16 protein-coding genes are annotated in these 19,763 nt (G+C 43.9%); all 16 read left to right on the top strand.

Annotation, left to right across the window (positions count from 1 at the left end):
- Nucleotides 1-65 precede the first annotated feature (65 nt).
- The 16 genes from U5J89_RS03040 to U5J89_RS02965 all read left to right on the top strand — a co-directional run bounded on the left by U5J89_RS03040 (nucleotide 66) and on the right by U5J89_RS02965 (nucleotide 19,685).
- A complete protein-coding gene (locus tag U5J89_RS03040; RefSeq protein ID WP_322574130.1) occupies nucleotides 66-188 on the top strand; it encodes a hypothetical protein in 123 nt (40 codons plus the stop codon).
- A 665-nt stretch (nucleotides 189-853) separates the two neighbouring features.
- Nucleotides 854-1,321, top strand: a complete 468-nt coding sequence (gene mraZ / locus U5J89_RS03035; protein ID WP_322574129.1) for a division/cell wall cluster transcriptional repressor MraZ — start codon at nucleotides 854-856, stop codon at nucleotides 1,319-1,321.
- Nucleotides 1,311-2,249: a 16S rRNA (cytosine(1402)-N(4))-methyltransferase RsmH gene (rsmH, locus tag U5J89_RS03030; protein WP_322574128.1), complete on the top strand. Its 939-nt coding sequence runs from the start codon at nucleotides 1,311-1,313 to the stop codon at nucleotides 2,247-2,249. The genes mraZ and rsmH overlap by 11 nt, the downstream gene beginning before the upstream one ends.
- A 19-nt stretch (nucleotides 2,250-2,268) precedes the next feature.
- Nucleotides 2,269-2,679, top strand: a complete 411-nt coding sequence (locus U5J89_RS03025; protein ID WP_322574127.1) for a hypothetical protein — start codon at nucleotides 2,269-2,271, stop codon at nucleotides 2,677-2,679.
- 39 nt (nucleotides 2,680-2,718) lie between these two features.
- On the top strand, nucleotides 2,719-4,845 hold the full coding sequence (locus U5J89_RS03020; RefSeq protein ID WP_322574126.1) for a penicillin-binding transpeptidase domain-containing protein: 2,127 nt from the start codon (nucleotides 2,719-2,721) through the stop codon (nucleotides 4,843-4,845).
- Nucleotides 4,842-6,323: a UDP-N-acetylmuramoyl-L-alanyl-D-glutamate--2,6-diaminopimelate ligase gene (locus U5J89_RS03015; protein WP_322574125.1), complete on the top strand. Its 1,482-nt coding sequence runs from the start codon at nucleotides 4,842-4,844 to the stop codon at nucleotides 6,321-6,323. Before U5J89_RS03020 ends, U5J89_RS03015 begins: the two co-directional genes overlap by 4 nt.
- Nucleotides 6,323-7,459 carry a phospho-N-acetylmuramoyl-pentapeptide-transferase gene (gene mraY / locus U5J89_RS03010; RefSeq protein ID WP_322574124.1) on the top strand — a complete coding sequence of 379 codons (1,137 nt, stop codon included), beginning with the start codon at nucleotides 6,323-6,325 and terminating at the stop codon, nucleotides 7,457-7,459. The genes U5J89_RS03015 and mraY overlap by 1 nt, the downstream gene beginning before the upstream one ends.
- Complete coding sequence (gene murD / locus U5J89_RS03005; RefSeq protein ID WP_322574123.1) at nucleotides 7,456-8,421, top strand: UDP-N-acetylmuramoyl-L-alanine--D-glutamate ligase; 966 nt, start codon at nucleotides 7,456-7,458, stop codon at nucleotides 8,419-8,421. The genes mraY and murD overlap by 4 nt, the downstream gene beginning before the upstream one ends.
- Nucleotides 8,369-8,824 carry a glutamate ligase domain-containing protein gene (locus U5J89_RS03000; protein WP_322574122.1) on the top strand — a complete coding sequence of 152 codons (456 nt, stop codon included), beginning with the start codon at nucleotides 8,369-8,371 and terminating at the stop codon, nucleotides 8,822-8,824. The genes murD and U5J89_RS03000 overlap by 53 nt, the downstream gene beginning before the upstream one ends.
- Before the next feature lie 74 nt (nucleotides 8,825-8,898).
- Nucleotides 8,899-10,089, top strand: a complete 1,191-nt coding sequence (locus tag U5J89_RS02995) for a putative peptidoglycan glycosyltransferase FtsW (protein WP_322574121.1) — start codon at nucleotides 8,899-8,901, stop codon at nucleotides 10,087-10,089.
- Nucleotides 10,082-11,251 carry an undecaprenyldiphospho-muramoylpentapeptide beta-N-acetylglucosaminyltransferase gene (murG, locus tag U5J89_RS02990; RefSeq protein WP_322574120.1) on the top strand — a complete coding sequence of 390 codons (1,170 nt, stop codon included), beginning with the start codon at nucleotides 10,082-10,084 and terminating at the stop codon, nucleotides 11,249-11,251. Before U5J89_RS02995 ends, murG begins: the two co-directional genes overlap by 8 nt.
- A gap of 151 nt (nucleotides 11,252-11,402) precedes the next feature.
- Nucleotides 11,403-12,827 (top strand): UDP-N-acetylmuramate--L-alanine ligase, encoded by a 1,425-nt coding sequence (gene murC / locus U5J89_RS02985; protein WP_322574119.1) that lies wholly within the window; start codon nucleotides 11,403-11,405, stop codon nucleotides 12,825-12,827.
- Between the two features lie 69 nt (nucleotides 12,828-12,896).
- Entirely contained in the window at nucleotides 12,897-13,646 is a 750-nt protein-coding gene (locus tag U5J89_RS02980; RefSeq protein WP_322574118.1) for a cell division protein FtsQ/DivIB, read from the top strand.
- Nucleotides 13,647-13,795: 149 nt separating this feature from the next.
- Nucleotides 13,796-15,061, top strand: coding sequence for a cell division protein FtsA (gene ftsA, locus U5J89_RS02975; protein WP_322574117.1), 1,266 nt, complete (start codon nucleotides 13,796-13,798; stop codon nucleotides 15,059-15,061).
- A gap of 293 nt (nucleotides 15,062-15,354) precedes the next feature.
- Nucleotides 15,355-16,683, top strand: a complete 1,329-nt coding sequence (ftsZ, locus tag U5J89_RS02970; RefSeq protein WP_322574116.1) for a cell division protein FtsZ — start codon at nucleotides 15,355-15,357, stop codon at nucleotides 16,681-16,683.
- A gap of 260 nt (nucleotides 16,684-16,943) precedes the next feature.
- Nucleotides 16,944-19,685 (top strand): prolyl oligopeptidase family serine peptidase, encoded by a 2,742-nt coding sequence (locus U5J89_RS02965; protein WP_322574115.1) that lies wholly within the window; start codon nucleotides 16,944-16,946, stop codon nucleotides 19,683-19,685.
- Nucleotides 19,686-19,763 lie beyond the last annotated feature (78 nt).

The raw sequence follows: 19,763 nt of genomic DNA, 5'->3' as shown, positions 1-19,763 counted from the left end.
ATGGTCACAGAAACAAGACAGAATGTCCTTAACCCCCAACTTCCAAAGACAAAACACATATCATCATGGAAAAGCAAAATAACAAGACGGTTCTCAAACAAGAGCTGAAAACTATTTGTCAAGAGCTGCAAGAGAAGATGAACATCATCAATAACTCTACGGAAGAAGGACATTCAAACGCCCGTTGAGGGAGAGCTTAACAATCTACAGCAGCTAATTACATCTATACATAGAGTGGCTATTGGGGTAGTCAACTCTTATACCAAGGGGGCCGATCGGAAGATCGGTCCTCTTTTTATTTTTATGCCCGATGCTTTAAATCCTATCACATATTATCATTAAAATTAAAGTCGACGGTTGCTCTATCCCTTTTTAATGCTTTGCAAAATAAGCGCAAGACATATTCATAATGTACCAGGAGTTTCCAAGATCGTGACCTGCGTTAAGAAACACCACCGGATCAAAATCTTTATCCGCACTAATAGGTTTTTTATAATTTTCAAACTTTGCCATAGTCTCATAAGAAAATTGATGATACCCTCCCATCAGTACTAATGATGAGTAATAATCAAAACTGCTCCACACTCTACCACACTTCACCCATTTTCTAATATTTCAGTATTTACACATACAAAAATCTTACAAATCTACTTCTAAGTACAATAATAGGCACTTTTCCAGTTCAACATCTAAACATTATTCTCCAGAAATTCTTCCTCCTAAACCTTTCTGCAATAAGTGCTTGACAAATTACATCCTTTAGGGGTACATTGTGGGGTGAAGTGGGAGAATGTGGGAGTTCTAAAACCACTTGTCGAATTCGATAATATTTGCTGTTAATTCTGGGGACCATATGCCAAGTTTCAAAGGGCAATACGAACATAGTGTTGATAATAAAGGACGCGTTAGCTTCCCGGCTAAACTGCGTAAAGCTCTCAATCCCCAGGCGCAAGAGCGTTTCACTATATTAAGAGGACTTGAACCCTGCCTTTATCTGTACCCAGAAGATGAATGGCAGAAAGTAGAGAATCAGCTCTCTCAGATCAACAGCTTTACGAAAGAGGGTCGCACAGTTAAGCGCAACTTCCTGCGTTTTGCTGAAGATGTAAACCTCGATAATCAGAATCGCATTCCTCTCCCTTCACAATTAACAGACTGGGCCGGCATTGATGGCAAAGCCATTTTCATCGGTAGCGGCGAACGTATCGAGATATGGTCGCCCGAAAAACTGAATGAAATTGATTCCGGCCTCGATTTTGAATCGTACCAAGAACTTTTTGAGCGCGTGATGGGTGACGATGACAACCACAATGACGAATAATGATACATATTATGAGCATCAACCGGTACTGCTGGAAGAATCCGTAGAGTATTTGATTACGGATTCCAGCGGGATCTATATCGATGCTACGCTTGGCGGTGGTGGACACAGCCTGGCATTGTTATCTCACTTAGACAACGACGCTCAGCTTATTGGTATTGATCAGGATGATGAAGCCCTTGCGGCAGCAAATACCCGCATCGGCGATGACAAACGATTTTCTTCCATAAAAGGCAATTTCGGTTACCTCTCCAGGCTATTACCCCCAGAACTCCATGGGGAGGTAGCCGGAATCCTTCTTGATTTAGGACTCTCAACACATCAGATAAAAGAAGCTGATCGCGGATTTACGTTCCAAAAAGAAGGTCCGCTCGATATGCGCATGAGCAACCTCCGCGGTATTACCGCATACCAGGTAGTGAACGAATACTCCTACGAAGATCTGCGCGATGTCATATATCACTACGGCGAAGAGCGCAATAGTCGTAAAATCGCGAGCGAAATTATCGACCGGCGACCCATCGAAACCACTACTGAACTTCGCGATGCCGTAGAGGCGGTAGTTAAGGGACAATATCAGATCAAAAGTGTGGCCCGTGTTTTCCAGGGCATTCGCATTGAAGTAAACCGCGAACTGGATATGCTCCGCAAGGTGCTCGAGCAATCGCTTGACATACTTAAAATGGATGGACGTATTGTTGCCATCAGCTATCACTCACTGGAAGATCGTATCGTCAAGAAATTTTTTAAAGCGGGAAACCACGAGGGAAAAATTGAAAAAGATTTTTACGGCAATCCCCAAAATCCCATCGAAGAAATTTCCGGCGGTATTATTCGTCCCGCTAAAGAAGAAATCGAAAAAAATCCCGCGGCCCGTAGTGCAAAGATGCGTGTTGCTCAAAAAATAGAACAGCCGGAGGTGAATTGATATGCTCATAAAATCTCCGATGAAAAAAGACAAAGTTAAAAAGAACCGACGATCTAAGAACAAAAAATCGTCTCGTTCATCAAACCGTATCCTTATTAATGGGACTAACGGAAATAAACGAACAAATGGGGCAGCCAAAAAGAAAAAGGGTATATCTCTACCCAAGCTTAAACCCTGGAAAGTAATTGTTGGGGCTATCGTATTGGGAGCGTTGGGTATTCTTTACCTAAATCATGTATTCGCCACCCAAAAACTGCTGCGTGAGGTCAATCAGCTTGAGGCCGAATATAATCGGGTTCATCGAATGCATACTGACTACAAACTTATTTATGATCGGATGACTGGTCCGGCCAAAATTTATGAAAATGCCCAAGAAGCAGGTTTTATCAATGGTGGACCAGCAGAAAAAGTAATCGAGGTGGAAAAGTAGATGAGAAATATTCGTTCTGCCATATTAAACCGAATGTTTATGGCCTTTGGCCTGGTATTGTTGATACCGTTCGCCATAGGACTACAGCTTTTCCGCGTCAATTTTGTGGAGGGGGATGAGCTACGCAACCTCTGGAACGAACAGGCTATTGATTATATCTCCATACCGGCTCAGCGAGGCAATATCTACGATCAAGATGGCAGTCTTCTTGCGACAAACAACGTAGTATATAAGGCGGCCATTGATCCTAAAATAAAAGGGCTAACAAATGCGCAAATTGGTCAAATCTGCGATACTCTTGCTAAATATACGAGCAGATCTTCAAGCTTTTATCATCAAAAAATAAGGCAGGCCCCCAACCGGTCACGCTATGTTGTCTTAAATAAAAGCATTGACACTGAAGCCCATGAAGCCCTCCGTCAACTCAATATTCGGGGTGTCATCCTGGAAGAGGAATATAAGCGAAAGTATAATTTTGGAACATTAGCAGCACACACTCTTGGTTTTGTAAATCACGACCTTGATGGTATGACGGGTCTTGAAAAAGAATATGATAACCAGCTTCGTGGTGAAGATGGAGTACAGCAAGTTCGTCGTGATCGTAACGGAAATATTTATGCTTATCTGGGAGCCCCTCGTAAGCAACCGCAGCAAGGACATTCGCTGCACACTACCATTGATTCTCATATACAAGCTATTTTAGAAGAAGAACTTAAAGCCGGGATTGACAAAACCAGATCCGCCAGCGGTTCCGCTATTGTTATGGATCCCCAAACAGGAGCCATTAAAGCGATGGCTAATTATCCCACATTCAATCCCAATAATCCTGCCTCCCTTAACAGCAAGAACCGCAGGAATTTTGCGATCTCGGATATGATCGAACCCGGCTCTACTTTTAAGCTCGTCACATCTATAGCAGCTGTCGAACAAGATAAGGTGCAGTTTGATGAAAAGTTTGAAACACCTGAAGACGGCAAAATACTAATACACGGTCAATGGATGCGTGACCACGAACCGATGGGCACCCTTTCGTTTCCCGAGGTAATCCAAAAGTCATCAAACGTGGCCACAGCTCAAATCGCCATGCGCCTGTCGAAAGATGCCTTCTACCAATATGCGCGCAATCTTGGATTTGGTACCCCCACAAATATTGATCTTCCCAATGAAGAAAGCGGACGACTACCAAAACCCTACGAATGGAGTCAAGTTACTCTCCCCTGGATGTCGATTGGATACGAAGTACAAACCACTCCCATTCAGATTGCCCAAGCATATGCTGCTTTTGCCAATGAAGGAACAATGATGCGTCCCTATTTGGTAGAAAAGATTACAAACGGACAAGGTCAAGTCGTTCAGAAAAACAACAAAGTGCCTGTACGAAAAATTGCCAAGGAATCCACTATCAATAAGCTGTATCCTATTTTTAAGGATGTCGTTTCTGATTCGGGAACTGCTGAATATGCACAAGTTGACGGACTTTCTATTGTAGGCAAAACCGGTACGGCTCAAAAATATATCGATGGCCAATATCGCAACGAATATCGCTCTTCGTTTGTAGGTGTATTTCCTGCAGATGATCCCAAATACGTAAGCCTGATTGTGCTTGATGATCCCGATACCTATCCGCCATACGGTGGCGTTACTGCGGGTCCTATTTTCAGAAAAACAGCCAAGCGCATTGCAGGTCTGGATAATGAAATTGAAAAACACATTCTACAAAAAGAGCAAGAAGATGAGGTTTGGGCTCTTGCTCCCGACCTAAAAGGGTTAACAAAGAAGGATGCCAAAGCGCTATTACAGAAACAACAGTTGCCCTACAAATTAAAAGGAAATGGCGAATGGATTACGGAGCAACAGCCAAAAAGCGGTACAGAATTAAAACCGACTGATAAGATAAAATTAACGCTATCTAACACCATTGCTGAAGCAGAAGTACAAGAGTTGCCCAATGGATATTCTGTGATTCCCGATGTGGGTGGAATGAGTATGCGCAAAGCAATGGTACTGCTTAATAACCGCGGGTTCGAAACCGAAATAATTGGCTCGGGAACAATATATACGCAGTTCCCACGTCCCGGTGATATGATGAAGCAGGGACGAACCGTTACCATCCGCGGCAAAGCAAAACCATTGAAATCACTAACAGCAGATAAATCAACAGAGTGACATTCGATAAGCTTATATCGCTTTGTGAACCCGCCACCGTCTCCGGACCGGAGCCGAATACCATCGGTATGCTCCGCCAGGATTCCCGCAAGATAGAAACGGGTGATGTGTTTATTGCCATAAAAGGGTTCCAGGTTGACGGGCATTCTTTTATTGATGATGCCATTGCCAATGGCGCTTCTGTGATTATATGCGAAGATCCATTTTATGATGATGATGACGCATGCATAGTTGAAGTTTCGGATACGCGATCACTGATTGGCCCCCTTGCACAGGCATTTTATGACAATCCTGCTAATAAATTGACGCTTATCGGAATAACCGGAACCAATGGTAAAACAACGGTTGCCAATCTGGTTTACCAGACACTGCAAAAGCTGGGAGCCAAACCATCCCTCCTGGGAACAATTGCAAAACGCATTGGTGACCAAGAGATGGAAAGCAAACTTACGACTTCAGATCCCATTGAATTAGCCAGCGATATGGCTCAAATGGTTGAAGCAGGATCAACCCACTTAGTGATGGAGGTTTCATCGCATGCGCTCGATCAGCAACGAGTTCATGGAGTTGATTTCCAGATTGCGGCATTTACCAATCTCAGCCACGACCATCTGGATTATCACGATGATCTGAAGTCATATGCGAAGTCAAAAAAGAAATTATTCGATAACCTCGATCCCGATGCAACTGCAGTTATTAACGGGGACGACGAGTATGCCAGTTTTATGGTGATGGACTGTCCTGCCCGTATCATTGACTTCAGTTTTAATCAAGCCCTTGAAGTTGATTGCCAGGTACTTTCAAATACAATGAATGGGCTAGTCGTTCGCATTGGCAAAGTTATGATTGAAAGTCCCTTAGTTGGCACCTTCAATGCCTACAACTTAAGCCAGGCGTTTTTGATTTGCCGATCAATGGGATATGAAAAAGATGAGGTTAAAAATGCTTTGGAAACCTCAGCCGGAGTAGCCGGCAGACTGGAACGCGTTGAAGGTTCGGGCAAAGATGGAAATCCCGTAGTTCTCGTGGATTATGCTCACACCCCGGATGCCCTGGAAAATGTGGCCTCAACACTGGCTGAGATCAAAACCGAGGGCCGAACGCTGCACATTGTTTTTGGATGTGGTGGCAATCGGGATAAAACAAAGCGGCCAAAAATGGCAGAGATTGCTGAAACGTATGGCGATAAAGTTACCGTCACCTCCGATAATCCGCGCAACGAAGAACCCGATGCCATTATCGACGAAATAATGCAAGGATTTGATAATCCAGAATCCATTACACGCATTACGGATCGTAAAAAAGCTATTGAACAAGCTATTAAGGACGCAGACGACAATACCATGATTTTAATTGCTGGCAAAGGGCACGAAACCTATCAGGAGGTTGCAGGTGAACGCCACGATTTTGACGACCGTGCCATTGCCCGAGCAGCATTAGGTAGCAGAAACATGAATCCTAAAAATGAGGATACCTAATGCTATACGAACTCATACATTGGTTAGAAGTTAATTATCAGCCGCCCGGCTTTGGTGCATTTGAATTTATTACGACCCGGGCCGCTATTGCTGCAGCCATGGCTCTGTTTATCAGCGTTATGATTGGCCGCCGCATTATTGAATGGCTTGAAAAGATGCAGCTGCGCGAAGTTATCCGCGAAGATATTGGACTGGATACCCATCTTGGCAAGGCACATACTCCTACTATGGGTGGATTAATCATCCTCTTGGCTATCCTTATTCCGGCAGCTTTTTGGATGAAAATGGATAGCATTTACACCTGGATGATTATACTTGTCACCCTCATTCTTGGCGTAGTTGGCTTTGCTGATGACTATATAAAAGTGGTTAAAAAAGATAAATCGGGCCTAAGCGGGAGGCTCAAAGTAGCAGGACAAATTATCGTAGGCCTATTGCTCGGACTCACCCTATATTTCTGGCCGGAATTTCAGGAATTCAACACTCTGTCTACGGTACCATTCCTGAAAAATGTAAACATCGATTACGCGGTACTGGGCGAAGCACTCGGCTGGGTCATCTATATCCCCATGGTCATTTTTGTGATAACAGCGGTAAGCAATGCCGTGAACTTGACCGACGGTCTTGATGGACTTGCAGCAGGAACATCGGCTATTGCCGGTCTTATACTTGGCATTTTTGCTTATGTATCCGGCCGAACCGACTTCTCCGATTTCCTTGACATTATCTATCTGCCTGGAGCCGGAGAGTTGACCATATTCGCTGCATCACTGGTCGGCGCTTGCATGGGCTTTTTGTGGTACAATGCCCATCCCGCCTCCGTGTTTATGGGGGATACCGGTTCACTGGCACTGGGCGGATCTTTTGGAGCCATGGCCCTGATGCTGCACAAAGAGCTATTACTGCCCATTATTTGCGGAATCTTCTTTGTCGAAACTGTTTCAGTAATTATTCAGACAACCTATTTCAAATATACAAAACGCAAATTCGGTGAGGGGAAACGAGTCTTTTTGATGACTCCAATCCACCATCACTTTGAGAAAAAAGGATTACCTGAATCTAAAATTGTAATACGCTTTTGGATTATAGCCGTGCTCCTTGGAATTCTAAGCCTCTTAACCCTCAAGCTGCGATGAGAGAAGTTGCAAACAAACATATCGTTGTTGTGGGAGCCGCCCGAAGCGGGCTGGCTGTGGCATCGCTGCTAAAGCGTAAAGGAGCAGAAGTTTTTGTCACTGATCACGATTCTATTGAGGATTCGGTGAAGAAAAAACTAAATACACTAAATATCGACTTTGAAGAAAACGGACATACTGGTAAAGCAGAAGGGGCAGCATTCCTGGCTATCAGTCCGGGTGTACCCACAGAAGCTCCCTTGGTGCAAAAATATCTGAATAGTGGGAAAGAAGTATTTTCAGAGATCGAAATAGCCAGCTGGTTCAACGAAAGCCCGATTGTGGCTGTAACCGGCAGCAACGGAAAAACGACCGTAACAAATTGGCTGGATCATACATGGGAAAAAGCTGATCGTAACCATATAACTGCCGGCAATATCGGATATGCGTTTTCTGACAAGGTCGAACAAACATCAGAAAATAGCGAAGCTTTGTTGGAAGTCAGCAGTTTTCAGCTGGATCATATAGATAGCTTCCACCCACAGATAAGTGTGTTGCTAAATATTACCGCTGATCACCTGGATCGTTATGATCATGATTTTTCGAACTATGCAAAATCAAAATTTCGAATTACCGAAAACCAAACGGGAGAAGATTGGTTCATCTACAACTATGATGATCCAACAATTGCCGGACATGTAGATTCGCTTAAAAAAAAAGCAGATACACCCCGGCTTCTGCCCTTTTCAATCAACAAAGATCTTTCAGAAACAGACGGAGCTTTTGTTCGAAACCAGAACATCATCTTAAAAATAAATAAACAAGAAGAGGTACTAATGCCAACTCGTGATGTTAATCTTTCCGGTAAGCATAATTTAAGCAATGGACTTGCTACGGCTCTTGCCGCTCGTGCTTCCGAAATTAAAAGTGATGTTATCCGAGAAAGCCTACGCACCTTTCGAAGGTGTGGAACACCGCCTTGAACTGGTGCGCACGGTTAACGGAGTAAAATACATCAACGATAGCAAGGCCACCAATATCAATGCCGTGTGGTATGCCCTGGACAGTTTTGACGTTCCCCTGACTATCATTCTGGGCGGACGTGATAAAGGAAATGATTATTCAGAGTTGGTTGAACAGATCCGAGAAAAAGTCCACACCATTATTGCGATTGGTGAAGCCCGACCAATGATTGAAGAGCAGCTAAAATCTGTAGTTCCCAATTTTAAAACTGCTGAGGATATGAATAGCGCAGTACGATCAGCCAAGGAGGTAGCCAAGCGCGGAGAAGTTGTTTTGCTAAGCCCGGCATGCTCCTCCTTTGATATGTATGATAATTATGAACACCGAGGCAACGAATTCAAAAAAGCAGTAAATCGACTTTAAGAATTCAGCCTTGAGTTTTCAGCTATCCATATATCATCTGATAGCTGAAAGCTGAAGACTGAAAAACAGAAATTATGCTATATACAACACCAAATAAAAACATATCATCCATACTGGGCACCAGTACAGATGACATTGATACGCCCAAACAAGGGAGTGATCGTGTCTTGCTGGTATCGGTAATTCTATTGATGATATTTGGTGTTCTGGCCGTGTATTCATCCATCGCCTATTTTGCCGAGGCCAAACATACTACGGCCGGCAGCCTTGTTGTAGGTCATACCGTAAAGGTGGGCATCGCTTTTCTGGCCATGTTGATTGTCTCGAAGATTGACTATCACTTCCTGGCCAAATTTAGCCGATTGGGTGTAGTATTTAGCTGGATTCTATTAATTGCCGTCATGGTCTTCGGAAATGAAGTATTCGGTGCCAAACGATCACTAACTATTGGCGGCGTTTCATTCCAGCCGGCGTCTTTTGCAATACCCGCACTGCTCATACACATTTCAGTGCTCTTAGAGCAAAAACAGGAGTACATAAAAGATTTTAAACGGGCCTTTTTACCCATCATGTTTTGGGTGATTATTACCTGTGGCCTTATCGGAATCGAAGACTTTAGCACTGCTGCCTTACTATTTTCTCTGTCGCTGCTGGTCATGTTTGTCGGACGTATTAGCATGACGCAACTAAGTACGCTGGTACTGATCGGGGCTATGGGAGCGGGTGTTTTAATTTGGCAATCCCCTGAACGACAGAGCCGCATCGATCAGTACGTAGATCAAGTTGTAGAAATAAACAGTACTAAATTTAATATCGAAGAAGGATACCAAGCACAACAGGCCCACATTGCCATTGCGAAAGGCGAGTTATTTGGTGTAGGCATGGGCAAAAGTACCCAGCGTAATTTCCTCCCTGCCCCTTACAACGATTTCATCTTTGCTATAATCGCTGAGGAGTACGGACTATTTGGCTCTGGATTAGTCATACTGATATTTACAGTCATCCTATTTCGCGGTATTGCAAAAATCGCTAAAAATGCTCCCGATATCATGGGGATGCTTATTGCCGTGGGCTGTACTCTTACGATTGTGCTTTACGGATTTATTAATGCCGGCGTTGCCAGCGGATTGCTTCCTGTTACAGGACTACCCATGCCCTTTGTGAGCTATGGCGGGACCAATATCCTATTTGCCGGCATTATGGTTGGCATTCTCATGAATATTTCGAAATACGACAGCAGTAAAAAAGCAGTGTTTTATGCATAGTGCCGTAACAAAGAACATATCATCACAGGTCAAACCAGACTCCGGTGCTATGGGCAAAATAAAAGTGCTCATAGCAGCCGGAGGTACTGGTGGTCATGTATATCCGGCCATCGCTATTGCCGATGCACTGCGCGATTCCTCTACCGATACTGAAATTCTTTTTGTCGGTACAAAAAATCACATGGAATGGGATACCGTGTCCAAGGCGGGATATGATATTACCAGTATCTGGATTAGTGGATTTCACCGTCGATTTACACTTAAAAACCTGCTGTTTCCCATAAAACTGGCAACAAGCATCATTCAGAGCTTGGGTATCATCAAAAAGTTTAACCCTGATGTAGTAATCTCATGCGGTGGATATGTTGCAGGACCTGTAGGATGGGTAGCAACAAAAATGGGCATTCCGCTTGTCATTCAAGAACAAAACAGTTTCCCCGGCGTAACCAACCGAATGCTGGGCAAAAATGCAGAGCTCATTTTTATCGCTTTTGATGATGCCAAAGATTATTTCCCGGAGGGAAAAACAGAACTTGCAGGTAACCCTACAAGAAAATCTCTAAGCCAAGTAAACCACAAAGAGGCACTGCAAGCGTTCGATTTTAACAACGACAAAAAAACGCTGTTGATCCTGGGCGGAAGTGGTGGTGCCAGAAGCATCAATAATGCAATGCATAAGCATATTGGAACACTACATGACGATTTAGGTCTTCAAATTATTTGGCAGTGCGGGAAACGCTATTATGATAAGCTCCGCAAAGATGTAACCCCCCAGAACTTTGAACATTTGAGACTTAAAGATTTTATCCATGATATGCCAGCAGCCTACGCGGCAGCAGATTTGGTGATAAGCAGAGCCGGCGCTCTCTCCTGTTCGGAGCTCGCCCTAACCGGGAAACCAAGTATTCTCGTACCGTCACCCAACGTAGCGGGTGATCACCAGACCAAAAATGCAGAATCAATGGTTGTTAACGGTGCTGCAAAATTGGTAACTGATGACCAGTTGGAAAACAGCTTGGCAAATGTTGTCCGAGAAATTATTGATGATGAACAGCAACTAAAAGAAATGAGCAAAGCAGCTAAAAATTTAGCGCGACCTAATGCTGCCAAAGAAATAGCAAATGAAGTTTTAAAACTGACAAAAAATTCAAAGCCTAATTAATGCAAAGCTTGTTCTTTATAACACCCCTCGTCCTATCCCAAATAATTGGGATGAGACACTCCCCTCAAGGGGAGATTTTTAGGTATCCCTTCGAAGGGGATGCGGCTTTAGCCGCGGGTATGTATATAGAATCAGAATAGAAAGAGATTAAATGAGTAAGCAAATACAAACACAACCTATTTTTGGCAGAACCCGCCATATCCACATGGTCGGGATTGGTGGCATCGGTATGAGCGGCATGGCCGAGATATTGCTTCAAAAAGGATATCACATTACCGGTTCGGATGCCAACATGGGCGAAACCATTGAGCGACTACAAGAACTCGGTGCCGAAATATCCATCGGACATGATGCCAAAAATATTGAAGGAGCCGATGTGGTTGTGTACACCAGTGCGGTTAAAGCTGAAGAAAATATTGAAACCAGCGCCGCCCTCGACAAAGGAATTCCGGTAATAAAGCGGGCTGAAATGCTTGCCGAGCTCATGCGCATGAAATATGGCGTAGGTGTGGCCGGTACTCACGGCAAAACAACTACCACAACAATGATTGGACACGTCATCCAGGACGGCAGCTTTGATCCGACCATCATGGTAGGCGGAAAAGTACACAGCTTTTCAGAAACCAATGCCGTGGTTGGAAAAGGTGATATTATTGTTGTTGAAGCCGATGAATTTGATCGGACTTTTTTACGACTTACCCCGAGCTTAGGCGTTATTACCAATATCGAAGCCGAACATCTGGATATTTATGACAACCTCGACGATGTCAAAGAAGCCTTTATAGAATTTGCGAATAAAGTTCCGTTTTACGGCGCCGTGGTACTTTGCCTGGATGATCCCAATGTACGAAGCATCATTCCCGATATTGAACGCCGCACTACCACTTATGGATTAACGCCCCAAGCAGAAATCCGGGCCGTTGATATCGAGATCGATCACTTTAACAGCAGATTTACGGTTATCAAAGAAGGAGAAGAACTTGGTGAAATTAATCTCCAGGCTCCCGGCAAACACAACGTGAAAAATGCGCTGGCCGCAGTTGCAGTGGGACTCGAACTGGATATCGACTTTAAAGATATAAAATCCGGGCTTGAACGATTTGAAGGGGTGTTCCGGCGCTTTCAACTGAAGACCGAACAAGACGGCGTAATCGTGATTGATGATTACGCGCATCATCCTACAGAAGTACAGGCAACGCTGGATGCGGCACGACAAGGATGGAAAGATCGTCGCATTGTCGCCGTCTTTCAACCGCATCTGTATTCCCGTACTCAAGAACTTTACAAGGAATTTGGACTCTCATTCTTCGATGCCGAGGTGTGTGTTATCACCGATGTTTATCCGTCCCGTGAAGAACCTATTGAAGGCGTTACCGGTAAACTTATTGCTGATGTAGCCAAGGAGTACGGGCATCGGAAAGTGCACTATATAGAAGACAAAAACGACTTGCCGGTAAAGCTGAAGGATATTGTAGAACCGGGTGATGTAGTCATCACCATGGGGGCCGGCGACATTTACAAATACGGCGAACAATTTGTAGAAGCACTGGAAGCAGGAATATCAAAATTGAAATAATATAGATCCTGAAACCCCGAGGAGTCGGGACAAAGAAAGTTCAGGAAGACACAATTTTTAATCAACTAAATGACTGAAAACGAGCAACATACCGAATCCCAAAACAGCAATAATCCTTGGCCATGGATTGCCGGTGCAGTATTAGTGCTGGGATTAGCAGTTATGGCCGGACTTTACTGGAACTCAACGATGAAGGTGCAGGACGTTCAGTTCGAGGGCAACCATTTTGTATCTAAAGAAGATCTGCAGCTGGTGGAAGTACCAATGGGTATGAATCCGGATAGCATGAATTTTGGAGAAATTAGAAATCGATTTGAGGAGTTGCCATATGTCAAACAGGCCGACATTAGTGTAGAACCAAACGGTACAATCAACATCAGCATCACTGAACGCCAGCCCGTTGCCCTGTTAGCAGATAATAAGAAGAAAATTTACATCGACAGTGAAGGAATTAAACTACCTATTGTACCTGGAAAGACCGTTGATGTACCGATTCTCTATGGATTTAGCACTACCCCGATGCGTGATACGCTGCAAAGCAATGCTTTTAAAACCGTTTCGGGTTTTCTAACAGCTGTTCGCAATAACAATGTAGCTGATGCTACCATAAGTGAAATAGCTTGGTCTTCATCGAATGATGGTATTGTGGCATTGACGAATCAGAATGGTGTAAAACTGATTTTCGGGAAAGGAGATTTTGATACCCGACTTCGTAACTGGGAAGCATTTTACGGTAAAATCATCAAACAAAAAGGAATTGAAAAAATGCGTTCTGTTGATCTGAGGTTTGAAGGACAGATCGTAACGCGCGAAAATTAAAATAAGAACTTAAATATAATTACAGTGTCATCCTGAACTCGTTTCAGGATCTAACAAATGATGAAACGAACTAAGATGCTGAAACCCCGAAGAGTCGGGACAGCATGACATGATGACTAAATAAATCACAATAGTACGTGGATAACATTATGGAAGAACAAGAAGATAGAATTGTTGTTGGTCTGGATATTGGCACTACAAAAGTATGTGCAATTGTTGCATCCATCGATCCACAGGATAGAATTAATATCCTGGGAGTAGGTAAAGCACCAAGCGATGGATTGAATCGCGGCGTGGTAGTAAATATCGACAAAACGGTAAATGCCATTCAAACAGCCGTTGAACAGGCTCAGCTGGCTTCCGGGATTGAAGTAAATTCCGTAAATGTAGGTATTGCCGGAGACCATATCCGCAGCATGCGCAGCAAAGGCGTGATCACCATCAACAATCGTGATAATGAGATTACGGTAGATGATGTTGAACGCCTGCTTGAAGATTGCCAACGTATTATGCTGCCAACCGACCAACAGATTATCCACGTAATTCCGCAAGAGTTCGTCGTTGACGGTCAGGACGGAATCAGCGATCCCGTGGGCATGAGCGGAATGCGCATGGAGGCGGAAGTCCACATTATTACGGGTCTTGTTTCCGCCGCTAAAAACATCTACCGATGCGTTGAGCGCGCCGGCTACCAAGTCGCCGATATTATCCTGGAGCCACTTGCTTCCTCCTATTCCGTACTCGATGAAGAAGAAAAAGAAGCCGGTGTAGTACTGGTGGATATCGGTGGCGGCACCACAGATGTTGCTATCTTCCAGGATAATACGATCCGGCATACGGCCGTCATTGCCATTGCCGGCAAAAAAGTGACCGATGATATTCGCGTTGGGTTAAGTGTGCTTGACGATCAGGCTGAAAAACTGAAGCGCGAGCACGGCGAAGCGTATGTAGATATGATTGAAGAAGATGAAGCCATTACCGTGCCCGGCATTGCAGGTCGTCCGCCAAAAGAAATCACAAAAAGCATTCTTGGCAAAATTATACAGGCTCGTATGGAAGAGATCCTGGAGATTGTAGCCATCGAAGTAAAACGAAGCGGCTATGCCGACAATCTAAGCGCTGGGGTAGTACTCAGTGGCGGAGGCTCGCTAATCAATAATGTCTGTCCATTAGCCAACGAAATACTCGGCATGGATGCCAAGATCGGCAAGCCGATCGGACTCAGTGGCGGGCTTATTGAAGAAGTAAATAATCCAATTTATGCAACAGGCGTGGGACTGGTTATGCACGCTATAAAAACCGGTTCCGGGCCTACAAACCAGGCTATTGTTCCATCATCAACCAAAGGATCAAGTGTGGAGAAGGTAATGAATCGCATCGCCGAACGAATGAAGAGCTGGTTCAAAGAACTTTAAAAAATAAATAGAAACAATGATACAGTTTAATACAAACCAACCACCCCTATTCCCCTCCTTCAAAAGGATGGGATTTTCAGAAAGTTATTTCAAGAATATGCTAACTAACATTTCTCCCCTTATGAAGGGGAGATGCAAGAGGGGTTCAAAAATACAAATCACGACCAACTGAATATTTTATTAAATCCTGACAGGGTTCAGAATCCTGTCAGAGTTAGAGAAGATATAAATAACATATAGCAATCAAATAGCAATAAACAGTACACAGCAATCTAAAAAAAGGAGTAACTATTATGTCTAACCTAAACTCTCGTTTTAGTTTTGACATCGACGGTCAAGACAATGCGAAAATAAAAGTGATAGGTGTTGGAGGCGGCGGAGGCAATGCCGTTAACAACATGATCGAAAAAGGCCTGACCAGTGTGGAGTATATCGCTCTTAACACTGATGCACAGGCATTAAAAAACAGCATGGCTGATCTTACCATCCAGGTAGGTGCTAACCTTACCAACGGACTTGGTGCCGGTGCACGCCCTGAGATAGGAAGGGAAGCCGTGGAAGAAAATCGACACGAAATTGAAGAAGCCATCGAAGGCGCCGATATGATTTTCGTTACGGCCGGCATGGGTGGTGGAACCGGAACAGGTGGTGCACCTGTAGTTTCTGGTATTGCCAAACGCAAAGGCATCTTAACAGTCGGTATTGTAACTACTCCATTCGACTGTGAAGGTCCCAAGAGGATGAAATACGCCCTTGAAGGGATAACTGAACTCAAGAAAAACAGTGATACGGTCATTGTTATTCCCAACGAGCGACTGATGGATATCGCTGATGAGGATACCACACTGCTCGAAGCTTTTGAGCAGGCTAACCAGGTGCTCTATAATGCAACGCGCGGCATTTCGGATCTCATTCTGATGCCCGGCCTCATCAACCTTGACTTTGCCGATGTGCGTACAACTATGCTCGACGGTGGCGCCGCCATCATGGGTGCTGCTAACGCAACGGGCGAAGATCGCGCCGAAATTGCAGCCCGCGAAGCCATTAATTCACCGCTTCTCGATGGCGTAAGCATCAACGGTGCGCGCAATGTATTGGTTAATATTTCATCCGGGGCCAACCTGGGTATGAAAGAAACCAATACAGCTACCAGCATCATCCAGCAAGAAGCAGGTGAAGACGCTGAGATTATTCTTGGTACGGTGCTTGACGAAAGTTTTGAGGATGAACTTCGAGTTACCGTTATCGCTACCGGTTTTGATCTGGCTAAAAGCAACAAAGAAGCTCGTGTCGCTCCCAATGAGAAAAAGAAAGGAACTCAAAAGGAAGCAGATAATGACGAACTGGATATGCCAAAAGCCAGTGATGTTACAGGACACAGCCGATATTCTGCAACCAATGAACCTTTTTACAAAGGAGAAAAAAATCTAAAGCAGATGGATCAGCCGGCATTTCACCGTCGCGGACTCAAAAATGTGCGTCCCCTCAACGATGATGAAAAAGAGGAAAAAGAAATGCAGGACGAGCAGGAAAAAAGCAACGAACTGCTGAACAATCGCCGCGAACGAATCGATAAAACCGATTCTGATCAGCCGGCATTTCTGCGCAAAATAATGGATTAATCATCGATTTAAATCCTGTTTAGATTGCTATGTACCTAACGAATAGCTGGTAACAACCAGTTTTATTTAATCCCTTTACTCTGGGATTTTGATTGCTATAAAAGAAAAGGAGTCCTTTGACCGGGACTCCTTTTTATTTTGCATTTCCTTTAAAACTTTATCTATATAACAAACTTGAAGTATAATCGTACGCAAGAACTGTTTTCTATAAAGAATCAATATTTGTACTGTTAAAGCTTTAACATTCAACAAAAGTCAACATGATGCGGTTTTCAAAACTTTGTTTTCTTACGGTCGTAACTTTCCTCTTTTCTTTCCATTCGCTCACAGCTCAAAATCAAAAGCAGAAACTTGAGCCCGAAGACTATGATCAGTGGCAATACATTTCTTCGACCGAACTTTCTGCAGACGGTGGCTGGTTTTCGTATAACATAAGCCTGGAAGATGGCGATGGATGGTTAATCATCAAAGAGGTGGGAGCAGATTCTACCGAAGAACATAAATTTATGCATGGAGAACGAGTTGATTTCTCTCAAAACAATAAGTGGGCCGCTTTTCTAATTGGGGTCTCCGAGGATAAGAAAGAAAAGCTCGAAGAACAGAAAAAGCAGGTTCGCTTCAAATTGGGACTGATGAATTTGGAAACTGCCAACGTAGATACCTTTCAAAATATACAGGAATATACTTTTTCTGATGACGGTCGATACCTGGCTATGAAAAAGTATAAGCCTGAAGAAGTTAAAAGCAATGGCACTGACCTTATCTTGCGTGACCTTTCCCGGGGGACAAATCAGTTGATTGGCAATGTTTCGGAATTTGCTTTTAACGATAGTGGATCGAAACTGGCTGTCCTCCTTAATTCAAATGAAAAACTTGGAAACGGCGTCCATCTTTATGATTTACCATCCAATAGAATTACCGTATTAGACAGTGATACCACAACCTATAAAGATCTTACTTGGCATGAGGATAAAAACGCATTGGCATTTCTAAAAGAAAAAGAGGATGAGGATTACAAAGATGCCACTCACCGTATTATAGCGTTCAAAAACCTCGATACCACCCCCAGACAATTCAAATTTAATCAACAGAAAAGTGATGCTTTTCCCAAGGATTTTCGTGTCGTCGATTACCGATCACTGAAGTGGTCGGAGGATGGTAATTCTCTGTTTTTCGGCATTAAAAAGTGGGAAAAAGCTACCAAATCTGACACAGCAAAAGCGGAATCAAAAGATGAGCTTGATCCCTCGAATGTAGAAGTCTGGCACTGGCAGGATGATGAAATCCAACCCAAACAAGAGGTAATGGCCAATCAGCTTAAAGAAGATAATCATCTCTCGGCCTGGCATCTTGACGAGAAGGCTTTTGTTCAGCTCGGCACCGAACAGTTTGAGGAGTTACAGCTTACCGGCGACCAACAACATGCCGTGGCATATAATCCGCATCCATACGAGCCGACTTTCGAAGAAAATTGGCGGGATATCTATTTAGTGGATGTTGCCACGGGTGAATCCCAACAAATTCTGGAGCGTCACGAGCAGGTGCGCACATCACCCGATGGTAAATATTTGTTGTATTTCAAAGATCAGAACTGGTGGACCTACGATATTGAAAACGAAAAACATCGCAACTTGACAAAAGATATCGACACCCGATTCGAGAACTTTACAAATGTAAATGGACGCGAAAACCGCAGGCCATTCGGAACAGGCGAATGGGCGGAAGACGATTCCTGGATGCTGCTTTATGATCAGTACAATGCCTATAAGGTTTGGGCAGATGGCAGCAATTACCAAAAAATTACGGAAGGAAGTAAGGATAAAATTCGATACCGGCAAGTTCGATTTGAGTACGACAATGAGGGTATCGAATCCGATGAGGATATTTACTTTTCGATGTATGGAGATAAAACGAAGGATCGCGGGTATGCGCGTGTTAACGACAGCCAAACTGCCGAGACACTCATTTATGATTCCAAGATGTTCACTAGTCTTGCCAAAGCCGATTCAACCAAAAACTTCGTTTATCGAAAACAGTCGGCTACCGATTCTCCCGATTACTTTTATGTGGATAATAATTTTAACGACCCAATTGCGCTTACATACACCAATCCCCAACAAGACAAATACCACTGGGCAGACGATGAACTGATTACCTTTACCAACGAAAATGGCGAAGAGCTCGAGGGACGCTTACTCTATCCGGCAAATTATGATCCGGACAAAAGCTATCCGATGATCACCTATATTTACGAAGAGCTCTCGCAGTCGATGCACAGCTACAGTATGCCATCGAAGAAAAGTCCCTACAATCTTAGGCGATTCTCTTCTGAGGGATACTTCGTCTTTCTTCCGGATATTACATACGAATTGAGCGATCCCGGAATGTCGGCCGTAGAAAGTGTCGTTCCGGCGGTAGAAAAAGTTCTTGAAACCGGTATGATCAACAAGGAACAAATTGGACTTACCGGTCACTCATGGGGAGCTTACCAAACGACATTTATTATTACGCAAACCGACTTGTTTAACTCAGCTGTAGCCGGGGCCCCGCTTACCAACATGATTAGCATGTATAATTCGATCTACTGGAATACTGGTACCACCGACGCCCGAATTTTTGAAACAAGTCAAGGGCGCTTCCCCGACCCCTGGTGGAAAGACTGGGATAATTTCGTTGAAAATTCGCCCATCTTTAACATGGAAGAAGTTAAAACGCCGCTGCTTGTTGAGTTCGGCACCGATGACGGGGCGGTCGACTTTAACCAAGGTGTGGAACTCTATAATACGATGCGTCGCATGCAGAATCCCTTTGTAATGCTGGTATATGAAGGAGAAAATCACGGTCTGGCGCGCGAAGAAAACCAAATTGACTACGCTACCCGAGCATTCGAATGGCACGAACATTATCTGCTCGGAAAAGAGGCTCCGAAATGGATTACCGATGGGCTTCCCTATATCGAACGACCAGCAATGCAGGAAAAAGAAGAACAGGAAAAGAAATAACTTACCAAGCCCTTTACTCAGATATTTTGATTGCTATTATAAGAAAAGGAGTCCTTTGATCGGGACTCCTTTTTAAAT

The sequence above is a fragment of the Fodinibius sp. genome, from assembly GCF_034521915.1.
In the GTDB taxonomy this organism is placed as follows: Bacteria; Bacteroidota; Rhodothermia; order Balneolales; family Balneolaceae; genus Fodinibius.
Note: the sequence above shows the minus strand (reverse complement) of the source record. Positions and strands in the feature narration are given on the sequence as shown.